The organism is Aquimarina rhabdastrellae (assembly GCA_947387485.1).
GTDB lineage: Bacteria > Bacteroidota > Bacteroidia > Flavobacteriales > Flavobacteriaceae > Aquimarina.
Genome location: CANDNT010000012.1, coordinates 98,272 through 112,841 on the forward strand (window position 1 = coordinate 98,272; position 14,570 = coordinate 112,841).

The window sequence follows — 14,570 nt, forward strand, 5'->3', positions numbered from 1 at the left end:
CAAACTTAAGTAATATTCTCAATATGTATAACAAACAGTTATTGAATAGAAAGTAAAGTTCTTACCCCATAAATCATAATCATAGAAGCTTTTCCTGTTTCTATAAAATACTTGAAATCACGACCATCTTTAAGTGTAATAGAACCAAAAGTAAACTCTTTTTGAGTAGCTTTAAAAAGTCCATATCCTTTATCTTTAGCATCAATCAGATTTCCAATGGAAATTTGACCATCAATACGAGTAACTAACTTTTGAGTGGTCAAAATGCTATAATTCTGCCTATCGATAATAGTAGCACAAATGATCAATTCGTTTTCTGATAATGATAGGACTATATCAGCATGTAAAAACTCAATATTTGCTTCATAAAACCGTGTTAGTTTATAATCATAAGGTTTAAAAGTACTCCTTTTAATAGCCGCTATACAGAGATGATGTTTTGATTGATCGGTTTTCATTGTTTTTGGTTGAAGGTTTGGTTTATGAGTTTTTAATTAAATCTTTTAATCGAGTTATACAAACAGTCCATAATTCAGAATCTGGAGCTGATGATTTTAAACGTTTTCTATATTCCTTTAAAACTTCTATCATTGCTAATAAAAATGCATTTGCTTGAATTATTTTGGAATTATTTGAAATCTGTAATAGACTAGAAGAAGTATCTCTTCTAATTCTCCATGACTTTCTTGTCTCTCCATTATGAAGTATTCCACATCTTACATAACTGTAAAATTCCTTAGGAATTCCTTTTCCTTTATTTCTAAAGTTAGTAGATAGATCAATATATTGTTCAGGTTTTAATCCTCCACTTGCGAAAACACTAAATTTTGATTCTGTAACAAAAAAATATCCAAAACATCTTTCACTTTTATTATGAGTATTGATAAACTCTTTTACTGTAAAAGAAATATAAGTCTCAATTAATAAACAACAATTTGCCATTATAGCAAATCCATTTTTATAATTTTTCGTATAATCTAGATTTTTAAAGTCAAATGGTTTTAAGTATCTATTAAAAAGTCTAAAATATACCATATCAGCAATTTTTTCTTTATTCAACTCAATATCTTGTATCCATTTTTCAAGAGTTTCAATATCAATTTCTTTATTATTAGAATCAGTACCTATTATTAAACTTTTATCGTTCATTTTTAATTTATTTTATAATTACTATTAAAAGTTGGATTATTAAAGAATGGGAGTATAAAATTTATGATAACCCTATAAATTAAAATTATCTACATTATCATTGTAATTTAACAATAATAAATCTACTTGTACCGTAACCGTCTTTAGAAATTTTCAAAAAAATACCTTCTTTTTATTCAAGTAAAACCTCCTTGTTAAAAAATAGCTACCTAATATTAAAACAAACTATATTTTGATACCTTTGAGAGAAAATACAGATAAGAAACAATGGCAATTCACACACATAAAATCCCCGTAACCATCATCACTGGTTTTTTAGGGTCAGGAAAAACTACATTAATACATCAAATTGCAAAAAATGCTAACGGAAGACGTTTAGCCATCATCGTTAACGAGTTTGGTGAGCTAGGCATGGATGGAGAAATCCTTAAAGGAAATGATTGTGGATGCGATGAAGAAAATATATTAGAACTTAGCAATGGATGTCTGTGTTGTACAGTACAAGAGGAGTTTTTACCTACCATGCTAGAATTGATGGAGCGTAAAGATCAGATAGATCATATCATCATAGAAACTTCTGGTTTGGCATTGCCTAAACCATTAGTAAAAGCGTTTAATTGGCCAGATCTTAAACCGCAAATTACTGTAGATGCTGTAGTAACGGTGGTAGACAGTGTAGGACAAGCAACTGGTGAGATTTGTGATCGAGCACGTGTACAAGCACAACGTTTAGAAGATGATAGCCTAGATCATGAATCGTCTATCGAAGAGTTATTTGAAGATCAATTGTCATGCGCAGATTTAATCATCATGACGAAGTCAGATTTAATCGACGAAGAAAAATACAAAGAAGTAAGTGGTATTATTCAAAATAAAGTAGGATCACAAATCAAATTGATTTCGGCTGTAAAAGGAGATATTCCTGTAGATGTTTTATTAGGAATAGGAGCCAAGTCTGAAGATTATATAGATCAAAAACACTCACACCACGAAGCACATCACCATCATCATCATCATCATGATCACGACCATGACCACGATCACCCGCACGATCATGACCATGACGAAACCATTAATTCTATCGTGATCACTGTAGAAGCACCACATACTCCTAAAGCATTGATCAAAGTTTTAGAAAAAATGGTAGCCGATTTTGAAGTATACAGAATAAAGGGAATCATAGAAGTACCAGGAAAACCTATGCGTATGATTGTACAAGGAGTTGCCAATCGATTCGAAAACTATTTTGATAGAAAATGGAAAGAAGGAGAATTACGAGCTACACGCTTGGTGATTATCGGTGAAAAATTAGAAGAAGCAAGCATCCTTAAGTATATAGAAGCGCAATTAACCGTTACGGCATAATCGCGTATTAAGAATTCAAAATCAGTATTGAGATGAAAATATATACAAGAAAAGGAGATACCGGAAAAACAGGAGTTTTTGGAGGTAAAAGAGACTACAAAGATTCTCCTAGAATAGAATGTATCGGAACTTTGGACGAAGTGAATTCTACGATAGGATTGCTAAGAGCAAAATTAGGAGAAACACACGAATGGCAAGCCAACTTACACCGTATCCAAAAAGACATGATGGATATGATGTCGCATTTAGCTAGACCCTCAGATTCCAAAAAAGAAAACACAAATCCTAAACCTATAGACGGTGCCGAGTTTTGCGAAAAATGGTTAGACGAATTAGAAGATAATATCAGTTCGCCTTCAGATTATTTTATCTTACCGGGAGGAAACGAAATATCGGCTTTATGTCACGTATGTAGAACACAGATAAGAAGAGGAGAACGTACATTAGTAACCTTAATGCGACACGATCCAGAAAGTGTAGAAGACTATGTGATGGCATATATCAACAGATTATCAGATCTGTTTTTTACCATGTCACGAGCAGAAATGGATAAAAAAGGAGTTGCAGAAGAAAAATGGCAATTGTTTTTATACAAACGTAAAAAGAAAAAAAGTTAAGCATTGTGCATAAAATTTATGGAGTAGCATTAGGGCCAGGTGATCCAGAATTGATGACCCTAAAAGCCTTACGTATCCTTAAAGAATCCGATGTGATTTTCTATCCAGGATCGATTAACAAAGGCATCAAAAAAAGCTACGTATATCCACTATTGCAGCACCACCAATTAGAAGATAAAGATTTGATTGGGTTCTATCTAGAAATGTCAACAGATAGAACCCAAGTCAATCAAATCTATAAAGATACGGTGGCTCAAATCAAGACCTTGCACGAGCAAGGCAAAAAAATAAGCATCGTTTGCGAAGGAGATATCAGTTTATATGCTTCATTTTCATATATTCTAGCACAACTGCAAGAAGAAGCATTACCCGTAAGTTTAATTCCGGGAATCAATTCCTTTAGTTTGGGAAGTGCACAGCATCAAATTTCGTTGAGTTTATGGAATGAGAAGTTAGCCATATTACCTAGAGTTTCTTCAGTGGCCGAAATACAAACACATTTCGATACATTTGATACCTTAATTCTAATGAAAATTAGAACAAGATGGAAAAAAATGTACGAAGAATTGAAGCAACAGCAATGGAATTTTTATTATTGCGAACGATTAGGAACAACAGAAGAATATATCACTACAGATTTGCATGAAATAGCAGAAAGAGAGATACCATATTTTTCGTTATTGATTATTAAAAAGTAAGCGCATGATTAAAGTTGTTGGTCTAGGACCAGGACATCAAGACTATATAATTCCTATGGCATCCCAAGCCATTACAGAAGCTACGGTGATCATAGGATATCATTATTATTTCCAGTTTATAGAACACTTAATCACGCCAGATATAGTATGTATTGGTAAAGAATTGAGCCAGGAGGAGAAAAGAGCAGAAATCGCTATAGAACACGCCTCTAGAGGAGAAAATGTAGTCGTGATCGGTTCTGGAGATGCAAGTATCTATGCCATGGCTTCGATTGTATATCAAAAAGTAGCAGAACAAGACTTAGACATACCAGTAGAAACCGTTCCAGGAATTTCAGCATTTATAACAGCAGGGAGCAAATTAGGCGCCATCTTAGGACATGATTTCTGTTGTATTTCTTTATCCGATTTAATGACTCCGTGGACAACGATCGAAAAGCGTATTACAGCAGCTGCTCAAGGAGACTTTGTAACAGGATTGTACAATCCAAAAAGTAAAAAGAGATATTGGCAGTTACAAGCCTTAAAAGACATATACTTAAAGCATAGAGGAGGAACGACACCAGTAGCCATCTGTAAGCAGTTAGGGCGTACAGAAGAGCAAATTACGATAACGACTTTGGCAGATCTAGATCCAGAGCAAGTAGATATGTTTAGTGTGGTATTGATTGGTAATAGTCAAACTTTTAGATACAAAGACAATTTAATTACACCTAGAGGATATTTGGATCGAAAACCACATACAGGCATCGAAATCCAAGAAGCGAGTTTTAAAGAAATCTTAGCCGATTTACCAGCACATCAGCTAGAAAAAGACCAACTATGGGCAGCGATTCGCTGTATCCATACATCGGGAGATAAAGAGTATATCAAGTATGTAGAAACAACTAAAAATGCCATCAAAACATGGCATGAATACTTGAGTAAAGGCGGAACGATTGTTACTGATGTAACGATGGTACAATCAGGAATTACCAAAACTTTTGTAAAAGCCTATGGGAATAAAGTAGTATGTATGCTCAATGATGAAGCTACTTTGCAATTGGCGAAAGAAGAAAACCTAACGAGATCTCAAGCAGGCATCAAACTAGCAGCACAACAATATCCCGAAGCCTTGTTTGTGATAGGAAATGCACCAACAGCCTTGATCGAAATTGCAGATCAAGTATATGAAGGAACGCTAAATCCAATCGGAATCATAGGTGCTCCAGTAGGATTTATCAATGTAATAGAATCCAAAGAACGCTTAAAGATGTTAGCCAATACGCCGTATGCGATCGTTAAAGAACGCAGAGGAGGAAGTAATTTTGCAGCCGCATTGGTCAATGCAGCATTTACATGGGGAGAAGCAGAAACCTTAGAATTGTAATCAAATGAGTGGAGAAGAACAACGTGTTTTTACAACAGACGAACAACAATTATTAGAAGAAATATTGTTGCATCGTAGAGATGTAAGAGGAAATAGATTTCTAAAAACACCAGTAACTGATGAAGTGATTGAAAAGATATTGCAAGCAGCACTATCTGCACCTTCTGTAGGGTTTTCCCAACCTTGGGAGTTTGTGTTGATAAAAGATGAAGCGACCAAACAAGCTGTAAAAGCTACGTTTTCTGAAGAAACCCAAAAAGCAGTCGTTCAATTTGCAGACGAAAAACAAAAAGAATACATACAATTAAAATTAGAAGGTATTGTAGAGGCGCCTATTAATATTGCGGTCTTTTATAAACCTAAAAACGAACCCGTATTAGGACAAACAAGTATGCCTAATATGGGAAAATATAGCGTAGTCTGTGCCATACAAAATATGTGGCTTATGGCGCGTGCTCTCAATGTAGGACTGGGCTGGGTAAGTATACTCGACCCTCAAAAAGTAAAACAAATCCTTAATGCTCCAGCAGAAAATGAATTGATAGGCTATTTGTGTCTGGGATATACCGATATGTTTTATAACCAACCCGAATTGGAAATCAAAAAATGGGAACAACGCAAACAAGCCGATGAGGTAATTATACAAGAAAAGTATTAGATGACGTTTTACGTACTAGGCATACCTAATAAAACTCCTGAGCTTTCTAAAGAACAAGAAGCTTTGATCGCCAACACTAAGGTTTTTAGTGGAGGAGAACGTCACTATCGCTTAGTGAAAGAGCTCTTGCCTGAAGCACACGAATGGATTTCGATTTCTGGAGGAATGAATGCAGTATATGCAGCCTATAAAGAACAAAACACACCTATCGTTGTTTTTGCTTCGGGAAATCCATTGTTTTATGGGATTTCAAATACTTTACAAAAGAAGTTTCCTCAAGCAAAAATATATAGTTATCCAGCATTTAGTGCTATTCAAGTTTTGGCCAATGCCACCAATACCAATAGTAACGAATTGGTAACAGTGAGTGTGCACGGTAGAACATGGGAAGCCTTGGATAAAGCCATCATAGCACAATTACCCTTAATCGGAGTGCTTACGGATGGTCATAAAAATCCTAAAACCATAGCCGAGCGATTGTTACACTATGGATATGATAATTACGAAATCACTATAGGCGAAGATTTAGGAGGAAGTCAAGAATGTATTCAACGCTTGACTTTAGCAGAAGCTACAACAAAAGAGTTCTATAAACTAAACTGTATACTATTACATAAAATAACACATAGACATATTCCTTTTGGCATACCAGACCAATCTTTTAAAGGATTAGACGGAAGACCCAATATGATTACCAAATTACCGATCAGACTCACTACCTTACATCTATTAGAAATTGAGCGAACAAAAGTATTTTGGGATATTGGTTTTTGTACAGGAGCAGTAAGCATAGAAGCAAAACTTAGAAATCCATCCTTAGCAGTTGTTGCTTTTGAAAAAAGAACAGTATGTGAGGAAATTATAGAGACCAATCAGAAACGTTTTGGAGTACCCGGAATAACGAAGTTGATGGGAGATTTCTTTACGCAAGAGGTAGAAGTATTACCCATGCCAGATGCTGTTTTTATAGGAGGGCATGGAGGCAAACTAGAAGAATTATTAAATAAAATAGACCAATTGGTAGCTTCAGGAACTCGTATGGTGATCAATGCTGTACAAGAACAAAGCTATCGAACTTTTAAGAAGGTAAGTGCTACTTTAGGATGGCAACTAGAAGAAGAAATGACGATGGTACTCAATATGCACAATCCTATTAGACTCTTAAAAGCCATAAAACCATAAACGATATTTGGTAACGAATATCCATTATAAAATAAAAGAAAAAATAAGAGGGATTGTATCTTTGTTTGTCTATTGATAAGACCTAAAAGATAGCAGTACCGACCCTAAAAAAATAAATTGTGAAAGAAGCTGTATTAAAAATTGCCATTATAAGTTTTACAGACAATGGACTTACTATTGCGAAAACACTGCAAAGCGAATTTTATAGAAGTCGAATCTTTACGACAAGAACTATCGAAGAACAAAAAGATGTACGACATATAACTTCCGTAAATGAACTATTAGCAGATAATTTTCAGAAATACGATGCATGGATTTTTATAGGAGCCTTAGGTATTTGTGTACGTAGCATAGCTTCTTTTATCAACGACAAACATACTGACCCTGCGGTGATCAATATAGATGAACAAGGTAAGTTTGCTCAATCTGTATTGAGCGGACATATAGGGCAAGCCAACGAATTAACGGTGCAAATAAGTAGAATACTACAATTACAAGCTGTGATTTCTACTTCGAGTGATTTACAGCAACTATGGAGTTTGGATACTCTGGCAACAAAATATAATTGGAAACAAAACGCATCTATTACGTTAAACCAAATCATTTCACTATTTGTAAATAGAAAACCAACAGCTTTGGTCTTAAAAGTAAAGGACAAAGGAACCGAAATGATGGAAAAAACACTTCCAGATTTTGTTACAATACATTATGACATAGATACTGTCGATACCGCTGAATACGAATTGATAATTTATATAGGATACGAAAAAATCAGTACGATAATCCCTGTGTTGAGTTTTTACCCACCATGTATTGCAATTGGTAGTGGTTGTTCGCGTGATATTCCTTCAGAAGTATTTGAAAATGAATTATTAAAATGTTTAGAGAAAGAAGGTATTGCTTTCGAAAGTGTATTTGCGCTAGGGTCTGCAAATATCAAAAAAGACGAAACAGCTTATCTTGATTTTACCAACAAATACAAGCGTACTTTTCATACTTTTACAGCAGATGAACTGAATAGTATTCAAGTAGCGAATCCATCAGAAATCGTTAAGAAAAAAGTAGGAGTCTATGGCGTAGCAGAAGCATCGGCTGCCTTGTTGACCAACGCAACTTCATGGTTAGCCGAAAAAACTAAAATACATACCGATTCGGGTAAGAAATTTACCTATGCGATAGCACTTTCATCTACATATGAACGTAAAGCAAGTATTGCAATAGTAGGAGCAGGTTCTGGAGATCCAGAATTACTCACACTCAAAGGACAAGCCTTGTTAGAAGAGGCAGACTGTATTTTATATGCAGGAAGTTTAGTACCCGAAGCCTTAACGCATATGGCAAAAGAAGGAGCATTGGTACGTAACTCGGCTTCTATGACACTAGAAGAGCAAATACAAATCATGGACGATTTCTATGCTCAAGGAAAAAAGATAGTAAGATTACACTCAGGTGATCCATCGATATATGGAGCCATCCAAGAACAGATGACTATTTTTGATGCCAAAGGATATGACTATTTTATCGTTCCGGGAATCTCATCGTTTCAAGCAGCAGCTGCATACCTTAAATCAGAATTTACCATTCCGGAGGTAGCACAGACTATTGTTTTAACTAGGGGAGAAGGAAATACACCGACACCAGAGCACGAAAAGATTGCAGATATGGCAAAACTAAGAGCGACCATGTGTATTTTTTTAAGTGCTGGAATTGCTAAAAAAGTTCAAGGAGAACTATTAGAACATTATCCAGAAGATACACCATTAGCAGTACTGTATCGTGTAAGCTGGGAAGATGAGCAAGTTTGGACAGGAAAACTTACAGAATTGTCTAGTATTATCAAAGAAAACAAATTGACCAGAACAGTTCTAATTGTTGTAGGAGAAGCAGTAGGGGCTAGAAAAAATAGGTCTTGGTTATACGACGATAATTGGCATCATATCTTTAGAAAGAAAGAAAAAGTGGCACTAAAATCTTAAACAATGATTTTAGTTTTCGGAGGAACTACAGAAGGGAAACAAGTTGCCAAAACCTTAGACGAATTAGGAAAGCAATATACCTATTCAACCAAAACACCTGTTCGTTTTGAAGGAAATGGAATAGCGATTTCTGGTGCTATGCAAGCTCAGGAAATCGAAGAGTTTTGTGTAGCAAACAAGGTGACACAGATTATCAATGCAGCCCATCCTTTTGCAGTTAATCTACATAGAACCATTGCAGCACTTCGTATAGAGATTCCGTTGATTCGATTCGAACGTGCTTTTCCAAAGCGAAAAGAACATCCGTTGATTACGTATGTGTCAGATTTTGAAATAGCAATCACTCATTTTGAGGTTGATAGTTACCAAAGTTTATTAGCCTTATCAGGAGTACAGACCATAGTGAAATTAAAATCGTATTGGGAAAAGAACCAAACTTGGTTTCGTATTTTGGATAGAGAAGTATCTAGAACAATAGCAGCAAATGCAGGATTTCCTAAAGAACAATTGCTATATGGATTACCACAGCTAGCCGAAAAAGAAATCGAACTCATAGAAAAACTACGACCAGAAGTTATGCTTACCAAAGAAAGCGGAATTAATGGGAAATTAGAAGAAAAGATAAAAGCCGCCTTACAAACGCAAACACCTTTGGTCATTATCAAAAGACCAGAAATTTCAAAACGATATCTTTGTATCCAGACCATACCTCAATTGATAGAGGTGTTAAACTAGATTACTGTTGAGTGAATTACAAGACATACCTGATAAACCTTTACGCAGCGGCTACACTACAGGAGCTTGTGCAACGGCAAGTACCAAAGCAGCTTTATTGGCGTTGGTACATCAGCAAAACATCCCAAAAGTGGAGATCACCTTACCGATAGGTAAAACTGCCGAATTTGAATTAAAATCATGTGTTTTCAATAGCAAAGAAAGCACGTGTTCGGTGATTAAAGATGCAGGAGATGATCCAGATGTAACACACAATGCAGAAATTAGTGCAACCGTGAGTTTAAATGATTTGGGAACTATCGTTTTTAAAAGAGGAGATGGCGTAGGTTTGGTTACGTTACCTGGTTTGGATATCGCTGTAGGAGAACCTGCAATCAATCCGGTACCTAGAAAAATGATGGAGACGATATGCAAAAAAATACTAGCCAATCATAATCTCGAAAAACGAGGCGTTACCATCACCATAAGTGTAAAAGACGGAGCAAAAATTGCCAAACGCACTCTAAACAGTCGATTAGGGATTCTAGAAGGCATTTCAATCTTAGGAACTACAGGAATTGTTACTCCGTTTTCGGCCGCCTCTTATATAGCAAGTATACAACAAGGAATAGATGTAGCAGTAGCCAATAAGCATCAAGAATTATTGATCAATTCTGGAGGAAGAAGTGAAAAAGCATTAAAGCAACTTTTTCCAGAGATACCAGAGTCAGCATGTATACATTACGGAAATTGGATACAAGAAACTTTTGAAAAAATACAAGCAACACCACAGATAAAAAGCGTGGCAATGGGGATCATGTTGGGGAAAGCTTCCAAGCTAGCACAAGGCTATACCAATACCCATAGTAATAAGACCACATGGAACAAAGAATTTATTCATCAATTAGCCTTAGAAGCAGGTTATGAAAAAGCAATTGCCGATCGTGTTTTAAGTTTAAATATGGCAGGTAGATTGCGGGAAATTTTTATTTTTGGTGACGAAGAACCGTTCTATCAGAAATTACTTCAAAAATGTTTTGAGCACTGTCATAAAATTGCTCCAAACATACAACTTAGGTTGTATTTAATCAATAATGATAATCGCATTATAAACTATAAAACATGAGTTTTATAAACTTTACAAGACCTCTTATTGCAGGTATATTACATTCTTTTGAGCCTGATCATATTTCGGCAGTTTCAGTATTGGCAGCAGATAATGCCATTAACAAAAAAAAGGTAAACTTTAAGACAGTCTTTATCGCTTCGCAATGGGCATTTGGGCATTCGGTTACGTTATTGCTTTTTGGAGGAATAGCTTTATTCTTCAGAACTGTTTTAATGGCTTTTGTAGAAAACATTTCCTTTTTCGCAGAACTCATCGTAGGGCCAATTATGATTTGGTTAGGAATTGTAGCCATTCGCCGAAATCATAAATTGAAAGCCTTAATGCAAGATCATAAAAAGATAGAACCGCATGAGCATGATATCAATAATATGATCCATTTACATGGGAAATCAGGAGAAGAAATCGCTATGAATCCAGTAAACCGATCTTTCTGGGTAGGAATGTTGCACGGTTTGGCAGGAACAGGAGGTGCTTTAACTTCTGCATTAATTATTAGTGCAAGTACCGTAACTGAAGCTATATGGATTCTAGTGATTGAGTCAATCGGAGTGATCGCAGCCATGGCAGTATATAGTTATGTACTTATTTTTACGATGAGTCGTTTTATAGAACGCAATATGACTATTTTTAAATGGATGAATGCTTTAGTAGGAATCATCTCGATAGTCGTAGGTACGATGTTATTTTATAATACAGTAGCAGCTTAGTATGCAACACAAAATAAACTTTCCATTTACAGCAATTGTTGGTCAAGATGATTTTAAATTATGCTTGATACTCAATACTATTGATCCCAGTATTGGTGGCGTTTTGGCAACAGGAGACAAAGGAACAGGAAAAACAACAACGGTAAGAGCGTTGAGTCAGTTAATGGGAACAAGTACTCCTTTTGTTAACTTACCTATAGGTGCTACAGAAGATAGGGTATTGGGAAGTGTCAATCTAGAAGCACTGATCAAAGAACAAAAAGCTATTGTAGAAAAAGGATTGTTAGCCAAGGCGCATCAAGGGTTTTTGTATATAGATGAGGTCAACCTATTGAATGATTATTTAATGGATGTCTTATTAGATGCTTCAGCTTCTGGAGGCTATTATCTAGAGAGGGAAGGTATCTCTCAATGGCTTGATAGTCGTTTTTGTTTAGTAGGAACGATGAATCCTGAAGAAGGTGCTTTACGTCCACAGCTATTAGATAGATTTGGACTTAATGTGATTATACAAACGCCAAAGGAAGTAGCAACACGTAAACAGATAGCGAGTCAACGACTTAGTTTTGATACCGATCAAGATTCTTTTTACACAGTTTTTGAAACATCAGAAAAGGAATTAAAAGAGACTATAGCACAAGCAAGAAAGACTTTAAATGTGATCCAAATTCCCGATGAGGTAAAGGAATATTGCGCACAATTGACGATTGAGAATGAAGTTGAGGGAATGAGAGCAGATATTTTGTTGCTCAAAACAGCTAGAGCATATGCAGCATATCTGGGAGAACGTATAGTAACTACAGCAATAGTAGCATATATAGCACCTTTTGTATTACAACATAGAGCAAAGAATTATACACCACCATCTGATAATGAGGATCAGCATAATGAAGAACCCAATACTGAAAACGAGAATGATGCTCAGCAAAATGAAAGCGAAGCAAACAATGGTTCTAATAGTAAGTTTCAGTTGCCAGAAAACATACGTGGTGCTTTAAAATTTAATAGTGAAAGTAGCAAGCAACAAAAAATAGATGTAGCAGAGATCAAAGGTATCGTCAAAGAAGCAATACCTACCAATCAAGAAAAATCTATAGCTATTTTTAAAACTATAAAGCAGTATCTTATCACAGATAAAATTACACCTGTATATCAATACCAATCAACAAAAACGATGATGCGTATCGTATTTTTGATAGATACTAGTGCCTCCATGGCAATAGGAAAACAAATGGGCTATCTAAAAGGAATTGTATTAAAGACCTTAAAAGCAAATCCATTAAAGAAAATACAATATGCTATTGTGGGATTAGAAGGTACACAAGCAAAAATCATTCAGCCGTTTACAACTAATATCGAGCAGTTGTCAGAGATAAGCTATCAGCTGAAAACACAAGGGAAAACAAACTTAACCAATGCTTTTTTTAAGGTTTTTGAATTATTAAAATCGATTAATAAAAAGACGGTGCAATTGTTTGTTTTTACAGATGGTAAAGCCAATGTAGGAGGAAAAAATCCTTTTGCAGAAGCTATAGAAACCTATAAGAAATATTTATCAGGATTATCAAATACCACAGTCATAGATACCGAAAGTGGTTTTGTAAAATTAGGCAGAGCAAAGAAAATGTCTGAGGTATTACAACTAAAATACCTTTCGCTCTCCTCCTTAAACGCATAAAATATGTCGACATCTTTTTTAATAGGAGCTCCATGGAGTAATTCAGGAAAAACGACAGTTACTTTAGGACTAATTCGCTATCTAAAAAATAAAGGATATACAGTACAATCTTTTAAATGTGGACCCGATTATATAGATACGATACATCACAGTACTGCCGCTGGAAATCCCAGTATCAATTTGGACAGTATCATGATGTCCGAAACCCATTTAAAAGAAACATTCTATACCTATCAAAACAAAGCTGATATATGTATTGTAGAAGGTGTGATGGGCTTGTTTGATGGCGCTGTAAAAGATAAAGGAAGTTCTGCCGAAATTGCAAAAATACTAGACATTCCAGTAATTTTGGTAGTGAATGCGCAATCGATGGCATATAGTATTGCGCCGATTTTGGCTGGATTGAAAAATTTTGATCCTAAAGTCAAAATAGCAGGAGTACTCTTCAATTTTGTACGAACAGTATCGCATTATGCTTTTCTCAAGGAAGCTTGCGAACAAGTAGGTCTAAAAAGCTTAGGATATATTCCGCCTAATGACGACATAGCGATTCCATCAAGACATCTGGGCTTGCATATAGATGCTTCTTTTGAAGAAGTGATCGAAAAAGCAGCTGCTCATATAAGTGAGCATATTGCTATAGAAGAACTCTTGAAATTAGGAAAACAAGTTGAAGAAAAAGCAATTACTAAGCTTAAAAGTACTATAATAAACACGTATCGAATTGCTATTGCCAAAGACGAAGCCTTTTCATTTACCTATACACAGAATTTAGCATATCTAAAAACCTTAGGAGAAGTCCTCTTTTTTAGTCCGTTGCATGATGAAGAACTACCCGAAGCAGATTTTATCTATTTGGCAGGTGGTTATCCTGAATTGTATTTGGAACAATTAAGTGGCAACACAAAAATGAAAGCAGCCATTAAAGCACATGCGGATAATGGAGGCAAAATCTTAGCCGAATGTGGTGGAATGATGTATTTAGGAAATTCGATTACAGACGAAAACGGAGTAACATTCCCTATGGTCAGTATTTTTCCGTATCAAACCTCTATGGAAAACAAAAGATTACATTTGGGCTATAGAAGAATTAGTATGGATACAGAGCAACTATGGGGGCACGAATTTCATTACTCGTCTATACAACATAATGAAGCAGCGCATACCGATGCAAAAGTATATACAGCGAGAAACAAGGAGATAGATACGCGATTTTATACCTATAAAAAAGTGCTAGCAAGTTATATCCATTTGTATTGGGGAGCAGGAAATTTCAAGTGGTTAGAAAAGCACTAAAAAAATAAAAATAAGCAGAAAAAGAAAAGACT

General features: G+C 35.4%; 14 protein-coding genes. 12 read left to right on the forward strand and 2 right to left on the reverse strand.

The window, feature by feature from the left end; genetic code table 11:
* Window positions 1-38: 38 nt before the first annotated feature.
* Together ACYEKI_RS16190 and ACYEKI_RS16195 are read right to left on the reverse strand one after the other, a co-directional pair.
* On the reverse strand, window positions 39-458 hold the full coding sequence (locus ACYEKI_RS16190) for a hypothetical protein (RefSeq protein WP_459212247.1): 420 nt from the start codon (window positions 456-458) through the stop codon (window positions 39-41).
* A 22-nt stretch (window positions 459-480) separates the two neighbouring features.
* A complete protein-coding gene (locus ACYEKI_RS16195) occupies window positions 481-1,149 on the reverse strand; it encodes a hypothetical protein (RefSeq protein WP_459212248.1) in 669 nt (222 codons plus the stop codon).
* A 267-nt stretch (window positions 1,150-1,416) separates the two neighbouring features.
* Between ACYEKI_RS16195 and cobW the strand changes: the two genes are divergently transcribed.
* The 12 genes from cobW to ACYEKI_RS16255 all read left to right on the forward strand — a co-directional run bounded on the left by cobW (window position 1,417) and on the right by ACYEKI_RS16255 (window position 14,538).
* A complete protein-coding gene (gene cobW, locus ACYEKI_RS16200; RefSeq protein ID WP_459212249.1) occupies window positions 1,417-2,514 on the forward strand; it encodes a cobalamin biosynthesis protein CobW in 1,098 nt (365 codons plus the stop codon).
* A 32-nt stretch (window positions 2,515-2,546) separates the two neighbouring features.
* Window positions 2,547-3,131: a cob(I)yrinic acid a,c-diamide adenosyltransferase gene (locus ACYEKI_RS16205; RefSeq protein ID WP_459212250.1), complete on the forward strand. Its 585-nt coding sequence runs from the start codon at window positions 2,547-2,549 to the stop codon at window positions 3,129-3,131.
* A 5-nt stretch (window positions 3,132-3,136) separates the two neighbouring features.
* Complete coding sequence (gene cobI, locus ACYEKI_RS16210) at window positions 3,137-3,829, forward strand: precorrin-2 C(20)-methyltransferase (protein ID WP_459212251.1); 693 nt, start codon at window positions 3,137-3,139, stop codon at window positions 3,827-3,829.
* Between the two features lie 4 nt (window positions 3,830-3,833).
* Entirely contained in the window at window positions 3,834-5,198 is a 1,365-nt protein-coding gene (gene cobJ / locus ACYEKI_RS16215) for a precorrin-3B C(17)-methyltransferase (RefSeq protein ID WP_459212252.1), read from the forward strand.
* Between the two features lie 4 nt (window positions 5,199-5,202).
* Complete coding sequence (gene bluB / locus ACYEKI_RS16220; RefSeq protein ID WP_459212253.1) at window positions 5,203-5,856, forward strand: 5,6-dimethylbenzimidazole synthase; 654 nt, start codon at window positions 5,203-5,205, stop codon at window positions 5,854-5,856.
* Window positions 5,857-7,038 (forward strand): precorrin-6y C5,15-methyltransferase (decarboxylating) subunit CbiE, encoded by a 1,182-nt coding sequence (gene cbiE, locus ACYEKI_RS16225; protein WP_459212254.1) that lies wholly within the window; start codon window positions 5,857-5,859, stop codon window positions 7,036-7,038.
* Between the two features lie 119 nt (window positions 7,039-7,157).
* A complete protein-coding gene (gene cobM, locus ACYEKI_RS16230; RefSeq protein WP_459212255.1) occupies window positions 7,158-9,014 on the forward strand; it encodes a precorrin-4 C(11)-methyltransferase in 1,857 nt (618 codons plus the stop codon).
* A gap of 3 nt (window positions 9,015-9,017) precedes the next feature.
* The gene (locus tag ACYEKI_RS16235) at window positions 9,018-9,749 is read left to right on the forward strand and encodes a precorrin-6A/cobalt-precorrin-6A reductase (RefSeq protein WP_459212256.1); all 732 of its coding nucleotides are present in this window, start codon (window positions 9,018-9,020) and stop codon (window positions 9,747-9,749) included.
* A 7-nt stretch (window positions 9,750-9,756) separates the two neighbouring features.
* A complete protein-coding gene (locus ACYEKI_RS16240) occupies window positions 9,757-10,854 on the forward strand; it encodes a cobalt-precorrin-5B (C(1))-methyltransferase (protein WP_459212257.1) in 1,098 nt (365 codons plus the stop codon).
* Window positions 10,851-11,564: a hypothetical protein gene (locus ACYEKI_RS16245; protein WP_459212258.1), complete on the forward strand. Its 714-nt coding sequence runs from the start codon at window positions 10,851-10,853 to the stop codon at window positions 11,562-11,564. The genes ACYEKI_RS16240 and ACYEKI_RS16245 overlap by 4 nt, the downstream gene beginning before the upstream one ends.
* A gap of 1 nt (window position 11,565) precedes the next feature.
* Complete coding sequence (locus tag ACYEKI_RS16250; RefSeq protein ID WP_459212259.1) at window positions 11,566-13,242, forward strand: VWA domain-containing protein; 1,677 nt, start codon at window positions 11,566-11,568, stop codon at window positions 13,240-13,242.
* Between the two features lie 3 nt (window positions 13,243-13,245).
* The gene (locus ACYEKI_RS16255) at window positions 13,246-14,538 is read left to right on the forward strand and encodes a cobyrinate a,c-diamide synthase (protein WP_459212260.1); all 1,293 of its coding nucleotides are present in this window, start codon (window positions 13,246-13,248) and stop codon (window positions 14,536-14,538) included.
* Window positions 14,539-14,570 lie beyond the last annotated feature (32 nt).

Excerpts from the sequence above, each read along its gene's own strand:
- ACYEKI_RS16190 (WP_459212247.1), bottom strand. The coding sequence starts at position 458 with ATGAAAACCGATCAATCAAAACATCATCTCTGTATAGCGGCTATTAAA.
- ACYEKI_RS16195 (WP_459212248.1), bottom strand. The coding sequence starts at position 1,149 with ATGAACGATAAAAGTTTAATAATAGGTACTGATTCTAATAATAAAGAA.
- cobW (WP_459212249.1), top strand. The coding sequence starts at position 1,417 with ATGGCAATTCACACACATAAAATCCCCGTAACCATCATCACTGGTTTT.
- ACYEKI_RS16205 (WP_459212250.1), top strand. The coding sequence starts at position 2,547 with ATGAAAATATATACAAGAAAAGGAGATACCGGAAAAACAGGAGTTTTT.
- cobJ (WP_459212252.1), top strand. The coding sequence starts at position 3,834 with ATGATTAAAGTTGTTGGTCTAGGACCAGGACATCAAGACTATATAATT.
- bluB (WP_459212253.1), top strand. The coding sequence starts at position 5,203 with ATGAGTGGAGAAGAACAACGTGTTTTTACAACAGACGAACAACAATTA.
- cbiE (WP_459212254.1), top strand. The coding sequence starts at position 5,857 with ATGACGTTTTACGTACTAGGCATACCTAATAAAACTCCTGAGCTTTCT.
- ACYEKI_RS16235 (WP_459212256.1), top strand. The coding sequence starts at position 9,018 with ATGATTTTAGTTTTCGGAGGAACTACAGAAGGGAAACAAGTTGCCAAA.
- ACYEKI_RS16245 (WP_459212258.1), top strand. The coding sequence starts at position 10,851 with ATGAGTTTTATAAACTTTACAAGACCTCTTATTGCAGGTATATTACAT.
- ACYEKI_RS16250 (WP_459212259.1), top strand. The coding sequence starts at position 11,566 with ATGCAACACAAAATAAACTTTCCATTTACAGCAATTGTTGGTCAAGAT.
- ACYEKI_RS16255 (WP_459212260.1), top strand. The coding sequence starts at position 13,246 with ATGTCGACATCTTTTTTAATAGGAGCTCCATGGAGTAATTCAGGAAAA.